Consider the following 8,985-nt stretch of genomic DNA (forward strand, 5'->3'; position numbering starts at 1 on the left):
GCCAGGCAGGGCCCCGGGGCCGTTGTCGGTGCGACAGCCGGCGCCGGGGCGGAGCCGTCGGGTGGTCAGGGGGCCTCGGCCTTGATGCCGTCGAGGAAGGGTTCCAGGACCTCGCGCCAGGCTGTCGGCTGGTCGTAGTGGAGGTAGTGGCCCGCGTCGGGGATTTCCGCGTACTGGCCGGCCGGGAGGACGCGGACCATTTCCTGGGCCTCGGCCCGGCCCAGTTCGCCGTCCAGGCCCCGGACCACCAGGGTCGGGCAGCGGACCTGGGCGAGCTCCTCCCAGTGGGCGTCGTGGACCCAGGTCTCGCGGGCCGTCAGCATCTGGCGGCGGGAGAAGACCGGGCGCCAGCCGTCCGACGCCTCGTGCATGACCTCGGCGAAGAAGGCGCCGCGGCCGGGGTCGGGGCGTTCCACCCGGGGGTCGTCCTCGCCGAACCAGCGGCGGGCCGCGTCCTGGGTGGGGAAGGGCAGGGGCCAGTGGTGGAACCAGTCCTCCCATTCCTGCTGGGAGGCCGCGCCCAGGGCGGAGGCGCGCATGTCGCAGATGACCACGGCTTCGACCAGGTCCGGGCGGCGGGCCGCGAGCTGCCAGGCCGTGAGGGCGCCCATGGAGTGGCCGATCAGCGTCACGGGGGCGAGGCCGAGCTGCTCGACGGCCGCTTCGGCGTCGGCCACGAAGGCCTCGCGGCCCAGGGAGGTCGGGGTGCCGTCGGGGGCGGCGGGCGGGCGGGCGCTCTGGCCGTGTCCGCGCTGGTCCAGGGCCACGACGCGGCGGCGCTCCCGGAGCCAGCGGGCGGTGCCCGCCCAGTGGAAGGCGCGGCCCATCAGGCCGTGCAGTAACAGCGCCCCGGGGCGGGTGTCGGGCTCGGCCTCTGCTTCGCGGAACTCCCAGGCGGCCAGGCGGACGCCTTCGGCCCCTGTCACATCGACGCGCTGTACCACCGCAGATGCACCCCCTTCGCTCCCCGCCAGACTATCGAACCCGTATTCGAAAACGGGTTACTCGCCCACAACACCGCTCTTTCGAGTGACCTTGCTCAAGGATTGGCCGCCGCCGCCGATGGAGATCCTTTCAACAGGGAGGCGGGCCGATCGGGGAAGACGGTCCGAGGGGACGACCTTGAGAGCTCGGGGCTCCAGGTCACAAGGGGAGGACCGGTCCCGGCGCCGAAAGGCGCCGGGGCCGCCCACACCAAGGGCTGGTCATCCGTACGGGTCACGACCCGTGGGGCAGGACCCCCTGGGGCACAGCTCGTACAGCTCGTGCAGCTCGTACGGACCGGTCCACCGGACACATCCGCGCCGACGCGAACGCCTACGCGAACGCCGGCGCGCCGGGGGTCAGCGCTTCGCCACGAACACGTGCGAGGCGACCTCCACGTCCAGCTCGGCAGCCTCACCGCCACTGCCGACCAGCACACCGCCCGGGGACTCGGTCACGCTCACCACCGAGCCGGGCTGCACGCCCGCCCGCCGGAGCGTATACATCAGCTGGGCGTCCGTCTGGATCGGCTCACCGATCCGCCGGACGACCACGGTCTTGCCCTCGGTGCCCGGGTCGAGCTCGGACAGACTGACCATGCCGTCCTCCAGGAACGGGTCCGCCTCGGCCTTCTCACCCAGCTCCTCCAGCCCCGGGATCGGGTTCCCGTACGGCGACTCGGTCGGGTGGCGCAGCAGCTCCAGCACCCGCCGCTCCACCGCCTCGCTCATCACGTGCTCCCAACGGCAGGCCTCCGCGTGCACCTGCTCCCACTCCAGGCCGATGACGTCGACGAGCAGACACTCGGCGAGCCGGTGCTTGCGCATGACACGCGTGGCCAGTCGGCGCCCCTCTTCCGTCAGCTCAAGGTGCCGGTCGCTGGCGACGGCCACCAGGCCGTCCCGCTCCATGCGCGCCACCGTCTGGCTCACCGTCGGACCGCTCTGGTCGAGCCGTTCGGCGATGCGGGCGCGCATGGGGACCACGCCTTCCTCTTCCAGCTCGAGGATGGTGCGGAGATACATCTCCGTGGTATCGATCAGTCCGGACATTCGTGCCCCTCGGATTGCGTGCGCTGGCCCTGCCCCCAATTCTGACGCATCGGGCCGACAACCGTCCCGTGCCGAGGGTCAAGACCGCTCCCGGACATGTCCCGGACATCCCCGGGGAGATCGTCCGGGGATGTCCGGGGCACGCGACCAGAGCTTTCGGCCCGGGATTGACGTTCGTATTGACACGCCCTTGGTCCAGACCGCACGGTGAGCGGCGGACACGGACGCTCCCCCACCCCTGGAAGGGCCATCGGCGTATGAGCGAGAGCAAGCTGGCCGGTCAGTTCTTCGATGCCGCCATCGGTCTGCTGGAGCGGGTGCGGGACGAGGAGGCCCCGCACATCGCCGAGGCCGGCTCCCTCGTCGCCGACGCGGTCGCCGCCGGCAACCGGCTCTTCGCCTTCGGCGCCGGGCACTCCTCGCTGCCCGCCCAGGACGTCGTCTACCGGGCCGGCGGCCTGGCCCTGATGAACTTCCTCGCCGTCCCCGGCACGGCCGGCATCGACGTCATGCCCGCGACCCTGGGCAGCGCCCTGGAACGGGTCGACGGCCTGGCCGGCGCCGTCCTCGACAGCAGCCCCGCCTCCGACGGCGACGTCCTCGTGATCATCTCCCTCTCCGGGCGCAACGCCCTGCCCGTCGAGATGGCGATGAACGCCCGTGCCATCGGCCTCAAGGTCATCGGCGTGACGTCGGTGGCGTACGCGACCGGGACCAAGTCACGGCACGCCTCCGGCACCTTCCTCAAGGACCACTGCGACGTCGTCCTCGACAGCAAGATCGCGGTCGGCGACGCCGAGCTGAGCATCGACGGCATCGACGCGCCCTTCGCCCCCGCCTCCACCGTCGTGACCAGCGCGATCATGCAGGCGGTCATGGCGGCGGCGGCCGGCGAGCTCGCCGCCCGCGGGCTGGAGCCCCCGCTGCTGCGCTCGGGCAACGTCGACGGCGGCCACGAGTGGAACGGCCGCGTGATGCAGGAGTACGGCGACCGGATCTTCTTCCGGCACTGAGGAGTTGGCCCGGGGTGCGGTGCGCACCCGCCGGAACCCGGGCCACGCGCTCAGACCTCCATCAGGCCTCGTCTCGGCCGACCGGACCCGCCGCCAGGTCCAGGTCTGCCGCGACCCGGGCCGCGACCTCCTCCGCGTACGCCGCGTCCGCGCGCTCGAAGGCCACCCGCGAGGGCCCGCGCAGGAACGTCAGCGCTCCCAGGGTCCGCCCCCGGCTCCGCAGCACCGTGCACAGCACGTGCGCGGCGCCCTCGGGCCACTGGCGGGCCCGCGCCCACTCCGCGTCCACCTCCCCCCGCGGGGCGCTGGTGCGCACCGAACCGATCCGGTCCAGGGCCTGCAGCGCCGGGTGCCCGGCCGCGTACCGGACGGGGATCGACCCGGGGCCCGGCAGCGCCGGCGGCGACGCGGCGGACCGTACGAGCCTGCGCCGCTCGGGGTCGGCCGTGGGGTCCAGTACGTCCAGCAGCACGTGCTCGGCGAAGCCGGCGAGGGCGAAGTCCAGGCGTACGGCGGCCGCCTCGGCCGGGTCCTCGCACTCGGCGGCGGCCCGCCCCGCACGGTGGAGCTGGTGCGAGCGGAACCGCAGCTGCGCGGTGTCCAGCTGCTCCTGGCGGGCCTCGGTGACGTCCTGGAACAGCCAGCCGACGCCCAGCGGTACCGGCTCCTCCGCGAGCGGCGAGGCCAGCCGCAGGAACCCGCACCGCCAGCACCTGCGCCGCACCCCCTCCGGCGTGCGCACCGACACCCACATCTCCACCGGTGCGGGCGGGGCCCCCTCGGCGAGCACGTGCTGGAGCGCGCCCTCCAACTCCTCGACGCCCTGGGTCAGCAGTTCTCCCAGGGGCCGCCCGAGCAGTGCGGTGCGGCCGGTCCCGAAGGCCCGTGCGGCGTGCGTGTTGACCACGGCGGGCCGCAGGTCGACGTCGACCAGGACGACACCCCAGGAGGCGTCCTCCATCAGGGCCTCGCTCAGCGCGATGGAGCGTTCCAGGTCGATCTGGGCGTGCACCTCGCTGAAGGCGCAGTACACGCCGGCCGGCTTCCCGTCCGCGCCAGGCACTCCGGCGGACTGGGTCCGTACGAGGACGCGCCCGCCGTCCTTGGTCAGCAGCGCGAACTCGTGCACCTGCCGGCCGGCCATGTGCTGGGCGGCCATCAGCCGGTCCTGGACGTCGTGCGCGTCGGCGGCCCGTACCGCCCAGCCCTCGAAGCCCTTGCGGCCCACGGCCTCGGCGGCGGTCCAGCCCAGGATCCGCTCGGCCTCGCGGTTCCAGTGGGTGATCACGCCGTCGGAGTCGAACGCGCACAAGGCGGCGTCCATCCCGTCCAGCAGCGCTGCGAGCAGATCGTCGGCGGTCTCGTTACGTCCGTAAGCACTCACCTGGCACCCCCTGCAGGTGTTCGCGTGTGCGGCACGTCAGATCATTGAACTGGAACGTGACGCAGCCCACACCGCTTTCGGGGAAATCGGTACGTCTCCCCCTGCACCTGGGAAAGCACACCAGAACGGCCACACGTTCGAGTGACGACTCCCCATCCGTGCACACCGCACGATCCACGATGCGTAGCGTCGCGAGAACCACGAGAAGGGAGGTCACTCGCTCCCTCACACCGAGTGACCAGCCCCAGTCATCACGATCCCCGGATCCGAGGTGCCAAGATGACTACGTTCCTTACAGGTGAGCAGACCCACCGGGCTGTGCTTCCTCAGCAGCCTGCTCTGGAATCCGCGAGGGGACGCCCTCGTCCGGGTACCCGCGCAGATCCTGGTCGTGGCGTCGACCGGGCGTGGTTCGTACGCCAGGACCACCCCTGACCGCTTCGGGTTCCCCCGCTTGCAGCGGCCGCGCGGCAAGGTCCACCACGGGTACTCGACCGGGGACCTGGTAGTGGCCGTCGTTCCCAAGGGAAAGTGGGTCGGCCGCTGGCTGGGACGCGTCGCGGTCCGGACCAGTGGTCAGCATCGGATCACGACGTTGACGAGCCGCTTTGATGTCTCCCACCGGAATTTGCGGCTACTCCAGAGAGCCGATGGATACAGCTACGGATTCACCGACGAAATTCGATTGAGCGGACGGCACAGGCCTGCCTAGAGTGGACACACACTGAAAGGAGGTGATCCCGGAAATGTATGAACTCCGGACGCGTGAGGTGACTGCGGGCTAAGCGCCCGTCGTCGCACGCACCCAGTGCGGTGCCCGGCGGGATCGCCTGGCGCCAATCCACAGCAGTCACCCGACCCGCGGGCTCGCCGGTACGTCCGGCCGGCTTCTCTCACTGCAGGAGAGAGACCCAGAGCCCGCGGGTCGCCTGCGTTTGCCGCTCCCGCCGCCCGGGAGCTCCTCGTGCGGGCGGGCCCGCTGACCGAACCCTCCCGCACGGCGCCGCACGGCTACGGGCAGAGCCGCTCCACGCGCCACTCGTCCCCGTCCTGGACGTAGCGCAGACGGTCGTGCAGGCGGTTCTCGTGGCCCTGCCAGAACTCCACCGCCTCCGGGACCACCCGCAGGCCGCCCCACTCCGGCGGGACCGGCACCTGCTCGCCCTCCGGGTAGCGGGCCTCCAGCTCGGCGTAGCGCCGGTCCAGCTCCGCACGGGACTCGATCACGCTGGACTGCTCGCTCGCCCAGGCGCCCAGCTGGGAGCCGTGCGGGCGGGAGCGGAAGTACGCCGCCGTCTCGTCGCGGCCGATACGGGCCGCCGTGCCGGTGACGATCACCTGGCGGGCGATCGGGTGCCAGGGGAAGAGCAGGGCGACGTGCGGGTTCTCGGCCAGCTCACGGCCCTTGCGGGAGGCGTAATTGGTGAAGAAGACGAAGCCCCGGCCGTCGAACTGCTTCATCAGCACCGTCCGCGAACTGGGCCGTCCGTCCGGGGTGGCCGTCGATACGACCATGGCGTTCGGCTCGAAGAGGTGCGAGTCGGCGGCCTGCTGGAACCAGAGGGCGAACTGGTCCATCGGATTCCCGGCGAGACTCCCCTCGTCGACGATCTCCGAGCGGTACTGCTTGCGCATCATGGCGGGGTCAATGTCCTGATCGGTCACGCTGGCCATCCTGCCGCAGCCGGACCGGTGACGGTGTGCCGTATGTCACGCTTCCGCAGTCGAGGCGGAACGGCCAAAATCTTGGGGCCGGTCCGAAGGTCCCCGAGTGGGTGACCGACGGCCGTGCCGGGCATCAACGGGGATGACCGCGCCGGACCGCGAGTCACGCCGGGAGCCGCGCGTGTTCGCACTATCTGAGGAGCCGCCTGATGTCCGACTTCGTACCCGGGCTCGAAGGGGTCGTCGCGTTCGAGACGGAGATCGCCGAGCCCGACAAGGAAGGCGGGTCGCTCCGCTACCGGGGCGTCGACATCGAAGACCTCGTCGGCCACGTCTCCTTCGGGAACGTCTGGGGCCTGCTGGTCGACGGTGCTTTCAACCCGGGCCTGCCGGCCGCCGAGCCCTTCCCCATTCCGGTCCACTCCGGTGACATCCGTGTCGACGTCCAGTCCGCGCTCGCGATGCTCGCCCCCGTGTGGGGTCTGAAACCACTGCTGGACATCGACGTGCAGACCGCCCGCGACGATCTCGCGCGCGCGGCCGTGATGGCACTGTCGTACGTCGCCCAGTCCGCCCGCGGCCAGGGCCTGCCCATGGTGCCGCAGCGGGAGATCGACAAGGCCGAGTCCGTCGTCGAGCGATTCATGATCCGCTGGCGGGGCGAGCCGGACCCGCGGCACGTCAAGGCCGTCGACGCGTACTGGACCTCGGCCGCCGAACACGGCATGAACGCCTCCACCTTCACCGCGCGGGTGATCGCGTCGACCGGTGCGGACGTCGCCGCCGCGCTGTCCGGCGCGGTGGGCGCCATGTCGGGGCCGCTCCACGGCGGGGCGCCGTCCCGCGTGCTCGGCATGATCGAGGAGATCGAGCGCACCGGCGACGCCGTGGCGTACGTGAAGAAGGCCCTCGACAAGGGCGAGCGGCTGATGGGCTTCGGGCACCGCGTCTACCGTGCCGAGGACCCGCGTGCCCGCGTGCTGCGGCGCACGGCCAAGGAGCTCGACGCGCCGCGCTACGAGGTGGCCGCCGCGCTGGAGAAGGCCGCGCTGGAGGAGCTGCACGCGCGCCGCCCCGACCGGGTGCTCGCCACGAACGTGGAGTTCTGGGCCGCGATCATGCTGGACTTCGCCGAGGTCCCCGCGCACATGTTCACGTCGATGTTCAGCTGCGCCCGTACCGCCGGCTGGTCGGCGCACATCCTGGAGCAGAAGCGCACGGGCCGGCTGGTGCGGCCCTCGGCCCGCTACATCGGGCCGGGTCGGCGCAACCCGCAGGAGATCGAGGGCTACGCGGATATCGCCGAGACCGCGTAGGCGCGCAGTCGCTCAGGCAGGTCGGGCGCCGTATCCCGCGGGCGGGGTGCGGCGCCCTTGTCGTTCCCGCCGCCTCAGCCCAGGGCCGCGTCCAGGATCCGGGACCACTGGGCCACCACCCGGGCCCGGCGGGCCGTGTCGTCGGTGAGCACGTTGGCCAGGCCGAGGCCCCGCGCCATGTCCAGCAGGCCCTGCACGGTCTCCCGTACGCCCGGCACCGACTCGTCCGCACCCAGCAGCTCGACGGCGATGCGGTGGGTCTCGCGGCCGACCCGGGCCTCCAGTTCGGTGACCTGGGGGCGCAGCTGCTCCTCGTTGGAGGCGGCCACCCACAACTGGAGGGCGGCCCGGAAGAGGGCGCCGGTGTACAGGTCGACCAGCGCCTCCACCACGGCGGGCCGGGCGGCCGGGCCGGCGTGGAAGAGGTCGCGCAGGGCGGTGGAGCGCTCCTCGGCGACGTACTCGACGGCCGCGGTGAACAGGTCCTCGCGGGTCGGGAAGTGGTGCTGGGCGGCGCCACGCGAGACCCCGGCCCGTTCGGCGACGACCGAGACGGTCGAACCGGCCCAGCCGTGCTCCGCCAGGCAGGACACGGCCGCCTCCAGGAGGTGGCGGCGGGTGACGCGGCTGCGCGCCTGCTTGGGTCCGGTCACAGCGACCATGACGGTTCCCGGCGCTCGAAGCGGGCAGTGATGCCTTCGCGGGCCTCGTCGGAGGCGAACAGTCCGGCGGACAGCTCGGTGAGTCGGGAGCCGTCGCGGGTGAGGGCCTCCCGTACGGCGGCGGAGGTCAACGCCTTGGTCGCGGCCAGCCCGTGCGGGGAGGCCTTGCGCAGGCCGGCGAGTACGGGCTCCAGGGCCGCGTCCACGTCCTCGCCGTGCAGGGTGAGCAGTCCGATCCGGGTGGCCTCGGCGGCGTCGAAGGCCTCGGCGGTGAGGAAGTAGCGGGCGGCGGCGCGCGGGTCGAGGCGCGGCAGCAGCGGCATGGAGATCACCGCGGGGGCGAGGCCCAGATGGGTCTCGGTGAATGCGTACGAGGACTGTGGTCCGGCGGCGGCGATGTCGCAGACACCGAGCAGCCCGAGGCCGCCGGCCCGGACGTGGCCGGTGACCCGGGCGACGACGGGCTTGGGCAGCTCGGCGGTCTCGCGGAGCAGGGCCAGGAAGTCGGCAGGGTCGCAGGGGGACTTGAGGTCGGCCCCGGCGCAGAAGGTGGTGCCGGTGTGGGTGAGGACGACGGCCCGGACGGCGGTGTCCGCGGCGGTGGCGGCGAGCGCGGAGCGGAGCTCGGCGACGAGGCCGGCGGAAAGGGCGTTGCGGTTGCCCGGGGAGTCCAGGGTGAGGGTGACGATGCCGGTCGCCTGGGCGGCGTGCACTCGTGGGGCCATGTCTCCTCCGGAGTGGTGTGCGGATGGGGGTACTTCGGGAGCCGAGTCCCTCCGGGAGGGTACGTTGCGTTGCCCCTGCGGGCTGCCCGGCGGGCGGCTCGGCGGTGTACGGCGGGTCCGGATCCACGCCGGGCGCTGCCCGGACCCGCGCCTCAATCGCCGGCGGGGCTTGGTGGTGTGGGTC

The 8,985-nt window shown here is 72.4% G+C and carries 8 protein-coding genes; 2 read left to right on the forward strand and 6 right to left on the reverse strand.

The window, feature by feature from the left end; all coding sequences use genetic code 11:
* Nucleotides 1-65: 65 nt before the first annotated feature.
* Both ACFY04_RS35655 and ACFY04_RS35660 read right to left on the reverse strand, forming a co-directional pair.
* Complete coding sequence (locus tag ACFY04_RS35655; RefSeq protein ID WP_030009574.1) at nt 66-944, reverse strand: alpha/beta fold hydrolase; 879 nt, start codon at nt 942-944, stop codon at nt 66-68.
* A 399-nt stretch (nt 945-1,343) separates the two neighbouring features.
* Nucleotides 1,344-2,036 carry a metal-dependent transcriptional regulator gene (locus ACFY04_RS35660; RefSeq protein ID WP_030390665.1) on the reverse strand — a complete coding sequence of 231 codons (693 nt, stop codon included), beginning with the start codon at nt 2,034-2,036 and terminating at the stop codon, nt 1,344-1,346.
* 257 nt (nt 2,037-2,293) lie between these two features.
* Between ACFY04_RS35660 and ACFY04_RS35665 the strand changes: the two genes are divergently transcribed.
* Entirely contained in the window at nt 2,294-3,049 is a 756-nt protein-coding gene (locus ACFY04_RS35665; RefSeq protein ID WP_389123526.1) for an SIS domain-containing protein, read from the forward strand.
* 61 nt (nt 3,050-3,110) lie between these two features.
* Here the strand turns inward: ACFY04_RS35665 and ACFY04_RS35670 are convergent, their stop codons facing one another.
* Both ACFY04_RS35670 and pdxH read right to left on the reverse strand, forming a co-directional pair.
* Nucleotides 3,111-4,433, reverse strand: coding sequence for a PAS domain-containing protein (locus ACFY04_RS35670; RefSeq protein WP_389123529.1), 1,323 nt, complete (start codon nt 4,431-4,433; stop codon nt 3,111-3,113).
* A gap of 1,011 nt (nt 4,434-5,444) precedes the next feature.
* A complete protein-coding gene (gene pdxH / locus ACFY04_RS35675; protein WP_389123532.1) occupies nt 5,445-6,107 on the reverse strand; it encodes a pyridoxamine 5'-phosphate oxidase in 663 nt (220 codons plus the stop codon).
* Between the two features lie 200 nt (nt 6,108-6,307).
* Here pdxH and ACFY04_RS35680 point away from each other — a divergent pair, with 200 nt between their 5' ends.
* Nucleotides 6,308-7,414, forward strand: a complete 1,107-nt coding sequence (locus ACFY04_RS35680; protein ID WP_030009579.1) for a citrate synthase 2 — start codon at nt 6,308-6,310, stop codon at nt 7,412-7,414.
* Between the two features lie 74 nt (nt 7,415-7,488).
* Here the strand turns inward: ACFY04_RS35680 and ACFY04_RS35685 are convergent, their stop codons facing one another.
* A complete protein-coding gene (locus ACFY04_RS35685) occupies nt 7,489-8,076 on the reverse strand; it encodes a TetR/AcrR family transcriptional regulator (RefSeq protein WP_030009580.1) in 588 nt (195 codons plus the stop codon).
* Nucleotides 8,064-8,801, reverse strand: coding sequence for an enoyl-CoA hydratase family protein (locus ACFY04_RS35690; RefSeq protein WP_389123535.1), 738 nt, complete (start codon nt 8,799-8,801; stop codon nt 8,064-8,066). Before ACFY04_RS35690 ends, ACFY04_RS35685 begins: the two co-directional genes overlap by 13 nt.
* Between the last annotated feature and the right edge of the window lie 184 nt (nt 8,802-8,985).

It is taken from the genome of Streptomyces sp. NPDC001549, assembly GCF_042894025.1.
GTDB lineage: Bacteria > Actinomycetota > Actinomycetes > Streptomycetales > Streptomycetaceae > Streptomyces > Streptomyces kutzneri.

Bases quoted from the DNA above. Each gene is read 5' to 3' on its own strand.
- ACFY04_RS35685 (WP_030009580.1), bottom strand. From the start codon at position 8,076: ATGGTCGCTGTGACCGGACCCAAGCAGGCGCGCAGCCGCGTCACCCGC.
- pdxH (WP_389123532.1), bottom strand. From the start codon at position 6,107: ATGGCCAGCGTGACCGATCAGGACATTGACCCCGCCATGATGCGCAAG.
- ACFY04_RS35690 (WP_389123535.1), bottom strand. From the start codon at position 8,801: ATGGCCCCACGAGTGCACGCCGCCCAGGCGACCGGCATCGTCACCCTC.
- ACFY04_RS35665 (WP_389123526.1), top strand. From the start codon at position 2,294: ATGAGCGAGAGCAAGCTGGCCGGTCAGTTCTTCGATGCCGCCATCGGT.
- ACFY04_RS35680 (WP_030009579.1), top strand. From the start codon at position 6,308: ATGTCCGACTTCGTACCCGGGCTCGAAGGGGTCGTCGCGTTCGAGACG.
- ACFY04_RS35660 (WP_030390665.1), bottom strand. From the start codon at position 2,036: ATGTCCGGACTGATCGATACCACGGAGATGTATCTCCGCACCATCCTC.